We start from the raw sequence: 7,639 nt of genomic DNA on the forward strand, positions 1-7,639 counted from the left end.
GGTCCGCTAGCCCAGGATCTTGTCGACCGTGATCGGAAGGTTGCGGATGCGCTTGCCGGTGGCGTGGAACACGGCGTTGGCCACCGCCGCCGCGGTGCCGACGATGCCGATCTCGCCGAGCCCCTTCACGCCGAGCGGGTTCGCCTTGTCCTCCTCGTCGACGAAGATCACGTCGATGTCGTGGATGTCGGCGTTCACCGGCACGTGATACTCGCCGAGATTGTGGTTCATGAAGCGGCCGATGCGGTCGTCCATCATCGACTCCTCCTCCAGCGCCGAGCCGATGCCCATCACCACGCCGCCGAGGATCTGGCTGCGCGCGGTCTTGGGATTCAGCACCTTTCCGGCCGCGATCGCCGAGACGACGCGGGTGACGCGGACCTGGCCCAGCTCCTCGTCCACCTTCACCTCCACGAAGATCGCCGAGTGGGTGTAGGCCTCGTACTTGGCGTTGAAGTCCTTGTCGGGGGCGGCGTTGGCCGTGGCCTCGACCTTGTCGATGCCGGCCGCCCGCAGCACGTCGACCAGGGCGACGCTGCGCGCGGGGTCGCCCGCCACCGCGATGCGCCCGTCGGCGAAGGCGACGCGCTCGAAGTCGACGTTGGCCAGCGGCGAATCCTCCATCTGCCGGGCGAGCTTGAACACCTGCTCGCCGACGTCGCGGCAGGCCTTCATCACGGCGGTGCCGGACGAGGCCGCGGTCCAGGAGCCGCCCGCCACCGGCGCCTCGGGCAGCGCGGTGTCGCCGAGCTTCGTCGTCACGTCCTCCATCGTCAGGCCGAGGGTGTCGGCGGCGATCTGGGTGAGGATCGTGTAGGTGCCGGTGCCGATGTCGCCGGTCGAGTTGCCGACCTCGAGCTTGCCGTCGGGGGTGAGGATGGCGCGGGCGCTCGTCTGCATCATCATCGATTCCCAGACGCCCGAGGCCATGCCCCAGCCGACGAGCTCGCGGCCCTCGCGCATCGAGCGCGGCTCCGGGTTGCGCCGGTCCCAGCCGAAGCGCGCGGCGCCCTCCGAGAAGCAGCTCTTCAGCGCCTTCGAGCCGAAGGGCTTGTTCTCGGCGGTGGCGTCGGCCTCGGTGAAGTTCTTCAGGCGGAGCTGGATCGGGTCGAGGCCGCTCGCGTAGGCAAGCTCGTCCATGGCGGTCTCGATCGCGAAGACGCCGGTGACGGCACCCGGCGCGCGCATGTCGCCGGGGGTGTAGGTGTCGAGCTTGGCGATCTTGTAGGTCAAGAGGACGTTGTCGCAGCGGTACATCACGCCCGACCAGTTCACGACCACCTCCTGGTAGTCCTCGAAGGTCGAGGTCGCGCCGACCGCGTCGTGGCGCAGCGCCAGGAGCGTGCCGTCGCGCTCGGCCCCGAGGCTGATAGTCTGCAGCGCCTCCGGCCGGTAGGTGATGCTCCACATCTGGTCGCGGGTCAGCACCACGCGCACCGAGCGCTCGAGGTCGCGCGCGGCCAGCATCGCCAGGAAGAGCTGGTATTGCGGGCGCAGGCCCGAGCCGAAGCCGCCGCCGAGATAGGGGTTGAGCACCCGCAGGTCGTCCTTGGCGATGCCGAACACCTTCGCGAGGTAGGCATGGCTGTTCGAGACGCCCTGGACCTTGTCGTAGACCGTGTACTTGCCGTCGCCCTCGAAGATCACCGTCGAGGCGTGGGGCTCCATCGGGTTGTGATGCTCGGTGGCGAGGCGATACTCCTGCTTGAGCTGGATCGCCGAGGCGTCGAACGCCGCATCCGCGTCGCCCCAGGGCTTGGGCGGCGGCTTGATGCCGTTGCGCCGCATCGGCGGCTCGTAGGCGAAGGCGTTGGCGGCTTCGAGATCCGTCAGCGGCTCCTCGACCTCGTAGTCGACCGCCACCAGCGCCGCGGCGTGGCGGGCCGTCTCGAAATCCTCGGCCACCACCAGGGCGATCGGCTGGCCGCTGTAGTGGATCTTGTCGTCGTACAGGGCGCGGAAGGGCGAGCCGGGGGGCGCGACCTGATCCTGGTAATTGTAGTCGAGCCAGGCGGTGCGGGTGCGGTTCTCGTGGGTCAGCACCTTGACGACGCCGGGCACGGCTTCGGCCTTGCCGGTGTCGATGGTCCTGATCCGGCCCTTGGCGATGCCGCTCGACACCACGTAGCCGTGCAGCAGGTCGGGGGCGGCGAACTCGCCCGCGTACTTGGCGAGGCCCGTCACCTTGGCGGGGCCGTCGACGCGGCTGCGGGCGCTGCCGACGAACGTGTCCCGGCTGGTGGAGGAGAAGGTCTGGGTCATCGGGGGCTCACTGGATGCGCTTGTCGGTGATCGATTGCGGCGTGCCGGCGGCGGCCTGCTCCAGGCCGCGCACGATGGCGCGCCGCGCCAGCTCGACCTTGAAGGCGTTGCCCGCCTGCGGCTGGGCCTCGGCCACGATCAGGTCGGCCGCCGCCTGGAAGCTCTCGCGGGTGGCGGGCTTGCCCTGCAGCAGCGCCTCGGCCTCGCGGTTGCGCCAGGGCTTGTGGGCGACGCCGCCGAGCGCGAGGCGGGCGGTCCGAACCGTGTCGCCGTCGAGCTCGAGGGCGGCGGCGACCGAGACCAGCGCGAAGGCGTAGGAGAGCCGGTCGCGCAGCTTCAGGTAGGTGACGTGCTGGCCGAAATCGCGCTCGGGCAGGTCGACCGCCACGACGATCTCGCCGGGCTTCAGCGTGGTGTCCTGCTCCGGGGCGTCGCCCGGCAGGCGGTGGAACTCGGAGAAGGGAATCGCCCGGTCGCCGTCCGGCCCGCTCACCTGCACCACCGCCTCCAGCGCGGCCAGCGCCACGCACATGTCGGAAGGGTGCGTCGCGATGCAGCTCGGGCTGGTGCCGAAGATCGCGTGGATGCGGGTGACGCCGCCGATCGCCTGGCAGCCGGAACCGGGCTGGCGCTTGTTGCACGGCGTGGACGTGTCGTAGAAATAATAGCAGCGGGTGCGCTGGAGCAGGTTGCCGCCGGTCGAGGCGGCGTTGCGCAGCTGCGCCGAAGCGCCGGCCAGGATCGCGTTCGACAGCAGCGGGTAGCGGGCGCGGACGCGCGCGTCGTAGGCGACGGTGGCGTTCGTCGCCAGCGCGCCGAGGCGCAGGCCGCCGTCGTGCTCGACGATCTCGCCGAGCGGCAGGCGGGTGATGTCGACGAGGCGGCCGGGCCGCTCGACGTCGTACTTCATCAGGTCGATCAGGTTGGTGCCGCCCGCGATGAAGCGGGCCCCGGGTGCGGCGGCGAAGGCCTGGACCGCCTCGGCCACGGTGTCGGCGCGGACGTAGTCGAAGCGGTTCATCGGGCTTCCCCCTGCATCACGTCCTCGATCGCGTCGACGATGTTGGTGTAGGCGCCGCAGCGGCAGATGTTGCCGCTCATCGCCTCGCGGATCTCGTCGCGCGAGTGGGCGTGGCCCTCGTTCATCAGGCCGACCGAGGAGCAGAGCTGGCCGGGCGTGCAGTAGCCGCACTGGAACGCGTCGTGCTCGATGAAGGCCTCCTGGATCGGGTGGAGCCCGTTCGAGCCGGCGCCCGCGTTGGCGATGCCGGCGAGGCCCTCGACGGTGGTGATCTCGGCGCCGTCCTTCATCACCGCCAGCGCCAGGCAGGAATTCACCCGCGTGCCGTCGACCAGCACCGTGCAGGCGCCGCACTGGCCGTGGTCGCAGCCCTTCTTGGTGCCGGTGAGGTCGAGGTGCTCGCGCAGCAGGTCGAGCAGGGTGGTCCAGGGCGCGACCTGAAGCTCGCGCGGCTGGCCGTTGATGGTGAGGCGGATGCCGATCCGGTTGTCCGCCGCGACGGGCGAGCCGCTTTCGATGAGCATGGGGCGTTCCAAGAAAAAGGGGTTTCCGCACGAACCGCGCGGGGGAGGGCGACCGACGTCGGGCACCGCCCGGTCTCGCGACGGGTCGCGGGACGTGTCGCAGGACTTGCGTCCGGCCAGGCTGCGCGACGGCCGCCGTTCCTCCCGATAACGGTTCCAATCTGCGGCTGTTCCCCGGGGCGGGCGATCGCGCTGCGGGCGAAACGGTTTCCGTTTGCGCACGCCTCGGCTAACCCTGGGCCGGACAGCCGAACCGTCCCAGGAGCCCCGATGGCCGCCCTCGATTCCGTCCTCAACGACATCGACAAGGATCTCGACAACGCCCTGGAGCGCCTGTTCGCCTTCCTGCGGATCCCGTCGATCTCCACCGATCCGGCCTATGCCGGCCCGTGCCGCGAGGCGGCGGCCTGGCTCGCCGCGGACCTGACGGCGCTCGGGTTCGAGACCTCGGTGGAGGAGACCTCGCTCCATCCGGTCGTGCTGGCGCACAAGCCGAAGCCGGGGGCGCCGCACGTGCTGTTCTACGGGCACTACGACGTGCAGCCGGTCGATCCGCTGGCCTTGTGGGAGACGCCGCCGTTCGAGCCGCGGATCGCCACCGACGCCAAGGGCAACAAGACCATCGTCGCCCGCGGCGCCTCCGACGACAAGGGCCAGGTGATGACCTTCGTCGAGGCCTGCCGGGCGCATCTGGCGATGAACGCCGAGCTGCCCTGCGCGGTCACGATCCTGATCGAGGGCGCCGAGGAGAACGGCTCGCAGGGGCTGCCCGAATGGGTGGCGCAGAACAAGGACCGGCTCGGTTCCGACGTCGTGCTGGTCTGCGACACCTCCATGTGGAACCCGACGACGCCGGCGATCACCTCATCCCTGCGCGGGCTCGCGTACTTCGAGGTCGAGGTGACCTGCGCCGACCGCGACCTGCATTCGGGCTTCTTCGGCGGCGCGGCGCGCAACCCGATCCACGTGCTGTCGCGCATCCTCGCCGACCTGCACGACGCCGACGGCCGGGTGACCCTGCCGGGCTTCTACGACGGGGTGCACGAGCGCCCGCCCGAGGTACTGGAGCAGTGGCGCGGCCTCGACTTCACCCCCGAGAAGTTCCTCGGCCCGATCGGCCTGTCGGAGCCGGCCGGCGAGCGCGGCCGGCTGCTGATCGAGCTGGTGCAGTCCCGGCCGGCCTGCGACGTCAACGGCATCATCGGCGGCTACACCGGCGAGGGCACCAAGACGGTGATCGCCGGCAAGGCGAGCGCCAAGGTCTCGTTCCGCCTCGTGGACGACCAGGACCCGCAGAGGCTCGCCGAGACCTTCGAGGCCTTCGTGCGCCAGCGCATCCCGGCCGACTGCTCGGTGAACGTGATCTGCTACAAGGGCTCGCGCGCGATCAGCCTGCCCTTCGACATGCCGGAGCTCGAGACCGCCCGCGCCGCGCTCTCCGACGAGTGGGGCGTGCCCGCGGTGACGGTGGGCGCCGGCGGCTCGATCCCGATCGTCGGCGACTTCAAGCGCCTGCTCGACCGCAACACCCTGCTGATCGGCTTCGGCCTCGACGACGACCGCATCCACTCGCCGAACGAGAAGTACGACCTGCGCAGCTTCCACAAGGGCACGCGCTCGTGGGCGCGCATCCTGTCGGCGCTCGGACGGGGCTGACCGCCGCGCGCGCGGCGGGGCACGGGGTCAGGCTGCCGGCACCGGATGCCCCATCTTCGCGTCGATCCATATCCAGAGCGCGCGGATCTCGGCGGCGGCCTGGCCCCCCGGGGCGCGCTCGGTGACGCCGAGGCCCATGGCCAGGGCATCCTGGTGGTCGACCCGCTGGATGATGCTCGGCTCGGCGAGCACGCCGAGCGTCCGCATCTGCGCGGCATAGGCCTCCGTCCGCGGCGATGGCGGCGGCGGGCATTGGTTCAGCACGAAGGCCAGCTTCCGCCGCATCCCCAGGCCGACCAGGGCCTGCAGCGTAGGCCCGGCCGCGATGAGATCGAGGCGGGAGGGACGCACCGGCATCAAGACCAGGTCGGCGATCCGCAAGGCGTGGGCGACCCCGGCCATGGCGCCCGCGGTATCGACGACGGCGAGCGTCGCGCCGTCGTCGGCGGCTTGAACGAGGACGTCGTCGAGCTGCCCGATCTCCCAGGGCTGGATGCGGTCGACCGCGACCGAGCCCGTCGCGCGCATCGCCCCCCAGGACGCGAGAGAGCCCTGCGGATCGAGGTCGAGGGCGATCACGCGCTCGCCCGCCTCCGCCGCGGCGAAGGCCAACGAGGCTGCGAGCGTCGTCTTGCCGGTGCCGCCCTTCTGCACCGCGACGGCCACGACCCGGGGCCGCAGAAGGCCGCTCCCGATCGGCGGATGCGGGTGGGATCCTTCGAGGGCCATGCGCGTCCCGCCCGTTCGATCTCGATCCATGCGCGGCGCGGTCGTGCTCCGCGGCCGTCCGCGACCTTCGCGGAGGCGAGCGGGGTGGGACCGATTCGCCACAGGAATCCATTCCGTCACCTGCCCGCATGGAGGTGCTTATGGGAGGATAGTCGGATAGGCCAGCGGTTCTCGCCCGTCGGCCATGCCGAATGCGCACGACCGCCAGCCCGAGGATCCCCACGCATTCCGAAGGTCCGCGCGGCACGCGTCGGTCCCGGATGCGGGCGCGGATCGGATCCGGGATCGCTTGCGGGCCTTGAGCGTTCACCCGGTCCCGGGTGATGGGCTCGGGTCCTTGGAATGCCATGCCGAACCTTCACAGACGCGTCGTCCTCGCGGCCGGCCTCGGCCTGCTCGCGGCCTCGACGGTGCGGGCAGCGGGCGCGGTGGTGCGGGTCGACGATCCGCGGCTCGACGCCCTGATCGATCCCGCCGCCCCGATCCGGACGCTGTTCGACGACGGGCGCTGGTGCGAGGGGCCGTGCTGGGCGCCCGGGCTCGGCGGGCTGGTGTTCAGCGACACCAAGGCCAACCGCATCCGCGTGCTCGCCGACGACCGGTCGGTGAAAACCCTGTTCGACCCCTCCGAGAACGGCAACGGCAACACGCTCGACGGGCAGGGGCGCCTGATTACCTGCGAGCACCGCACCCGGCGGGTGGTGCGGCGCGAGCCGGACGGGACGAAGATCGTGCTGGCGGACGCGTTCGCCGGGAGGACGCTGAATTCCCCCAACGACGCGGTGGTCGCCGCCGACGGGGCGGTGTGGTTCACCGACCCGGTCTTCGGCATCACCCAGCCCGAGGAGGGCATCCTGGCCGAGCCCGAGCAGGGTGCGCGCCGCGTCTACCGGGTCACCGCGCCGGGCACGCCGGCGGCCAAGGTCGAGGCGATGACCGACGCCCTCGACCAGCCGAACGGCCTCGCCTTCGCACCCGACGGGCGCACCCTCTACGTGAGCGAATCCGGCGCGTCGCTCAACCCCGAGGCCGGCCGGGCCGTGATGGCGTTCTCCGTCGGCGCGGACGGCCGGCTCGGGCCGCCGCGGACCTTCGCGCCGATCGAGGCCGGCGTGCCCGACGGCCTGAAGGTTGACGGCGCCGGGCGGGTCTACGCCGCCTGCGGCGACGGCATCCGCATCTTCGCTCCCGACGGCACGCCGCTCGGCCGCATCGCCACGCCGACGCCGGCCGCGAACCTCGCCTTCGGCGGATCGGACGGGCGGCGGCTGTTCGTCGCCGCCGGCCACGCCATCCTCGCCATCGACCTGCGCGTCGCGCCTCGCGGCTGAAACGGTAAGCTCCATGCCCCTCGTCCGACGCCACCTCCTCGCCGGCGGCCTCGCCGCCCTCGCCCTGCCCGCGGCCGCGGCCGAGACGGGCTCGCCCGCGCCGGGCGGCACCGCGG

The 7,639-nt window shown here is 71.6% G+C and carries 6 protein-coding genes; 2 read left to right on the forward strand and 4 right to left on the reverse strand.

Going from position 1 to position 7,639, the window contains the following annotated elements; genetic code table 11:
* Nucleotides 1-6: 6 nt before the first annotated feature.
* The 3 genes from FV230_RS08250 to FV230_RS08260 are packed head-to-tail and all read right to left on the reverse strand — an operon-like array spanning nt 7 to nt 3,807.
* A complete protein-coding gene (locus FV230_RS08250; RefSeq protein WP_147842000.1) occupies nt 7-2,262 on the reverse strand; it encodes a xanthine dehydrogenase family protein molybdopterin-binding subunit in 2,256 nt (751 codons plus the stop codon).
* Nucleotides 2,263-2,269: 7 nt separating this feature from the next.
* A complete protein-coding gene (locus tag FV230_RS08255) occupies nt 2,270-3,283 on the reverse strand; it encodes a xanthine dehydrogenase family protein subunit M (protein WP_147842001.1) in 1,014 nt (337 codons plus the stop codon).
* A complete protein-coding gene (locus FV230_RS08260) occupies nt 3,280-3,807 on the reverse strand; it encodes a (2Fe-2S)-binding protein (RefSeq protein ID WP_147727412.1) in 528 nt (175 codons plus the stop codon). The genes FV230_RS08255 and FV230_RS08260 overlap by 4 nt, the downstream gene beginning before the upstream one ends.
* A 270-nt stretch (nt 3,808-4,077) precedes the next feature.
* Here FV230_RS08260 and FV230_RS08265 point away from each other — a divergent pair, with 270 nt between their 5' ends.
* Nucleotides 4,078-5,463, forward strand: coding sequence for a M20/M25/M40 family metallo-hydrolase (locus tag FV230_RS08265; RefSeq protein ID WP_147842002.1), 1,386 nt, complete (start codon nt 4,078-4,080; stop codon nt 5,461-5,463).
* Nucleotides 5,464-5,490: 27 nt separating this feature from the next.
* Here the strand turns inward: FV230_RS08265 and FV230_RS08270 are convergent, their stop codons facing one another.
* Nucleotides 5,491-6,192 (reverse strand): ParA family protein, encoded by a 702-nt coding sequence (locus FV230_RS08270; protein WP_147842003.1) that lies wholly within the window; start codon nt 6,190-6,192, stop codon nt 5,491-5,493.
* A gap of 347 nt (nt 6,193-6,539) precedes the next feature.
* On the opposite strand from FV230_RS08270, the gene FV230_RS08275 reads away from it, so the two are divergent.
* Nucleotides 6,540-7,523, forward strand: coding sequence for an SMP-30/gluconolactonase/LRE family protein (locus FV230_RS08275; protein WP_147842004.1), 984 nt, complete (start codon nt 6,540-6,542; stop codon nt 7,521-7,523).
* Nucleotides 7,524-7,639: the final 116 nt, after the last annotated feature.

The organism is Methylobacterium sp. WL6, assembly GCF_008040095.1.
Classification (GTDB): Bacteria; Pseudomonadota; Alphaproteobacteria; order Rhizobiales; family Beijerinckiaceae; genus Methylobacterium.

Bases quoted from the DNA above. Each gene is read 5' to 3' on its own strand.
- FV230_RS08250 (WP_147842000.1), bottom strand. From the start codon at position 2,262: ATGACCCAGACCTTCTCCTCCACCAGCCGGGACACGTTCGTCGGCAGC.
- FV230_RS08255 (WP_147842001.1), bottom strand. From the start codon at position 3,283: ATGAACCGCTTCGACTACGTCCGCGCCGACACCGTGGCCGAGGCGGTC.
- FV230_RS08260 (WP_147727412.1), bottom strand. From the start codon at position 3,807: ATGCTCATCGAAAGCGGCTCGCCCGTCGCGGCGGACAACCGGATCGGC.
- FV230_RS08265 (WP_147842002.1), top strand. From the start codon at position 4,078: ATGGCCGCCCTCGATTCCGTCCTCAACGACATCGACAAGGATCTCGAC.
- FV230_RS08270 (WP_147842003.1), bottom strand. From the start codon at position 6,192: ATGGCCCTCGAAGGATCCCACCCGCATCCGCCGATCGGGAGCGGCCTT.
- FV230_RS08275 (WP_147842004.1), top strand. From the start codon at position 6,540: ATGCCGAACCTTCACAGACGCGTCGTCCTCGCGGCCGGCCTCGGCCTG.